1 protein-coding gene is annotated in these 239 nt (G+C 60.7%); it reads left to right on the top strand.

Annotation, left to right across the window (positions count from 1 at the left end; genetic code table 11):
• Positions 1–55: 55 nt before the first annotated feature.
• On the top strand, positions 56–239 hold a 184-nt coding region (locus SB822_RS60680; RefSeq protein ID WP_410859599.1), incomplete at its 3' end, for a hypothetical protein.

Here is a 239-nt window from a genome sequence, read left to right as displayed (position 1 = left end):
GAGCAGGCTTGGCGTCGATTGACGCTTGGCCTGCTTTTTGTCGAACGGCGTTTTTATGTCGCGCCGTGCCACACCTGCTGCAACGGACAGGCTTCTATCGCACTGCCGCGAGACTCGCCGTCGAGGCTCGCATGTGCCGGTGTGTGTGCATGTGTATGTGCATGTGCTGATGCAGCCGACATGCCTGGGTTGCCTCGCGAAGCAGATGACCTCGCTGAGTCGTCAGCGTCGCGATGTGC

Source organism: Paraburkholderia sp. SIMBA_054 (assembly GCF_046534875.1).
GTDB classification, from domain to species: Bacteria; Pseudomonadota; Gammaproteobacteria; order Burkholderiales; family Burkholderiaceae; genus Paraburkholderia; species Paraburkholderia hospita.
Note: the sequence above shows the minus strand (reverse complement) of the source record. Positions and strands in the feature narration are given on the sequence as shown.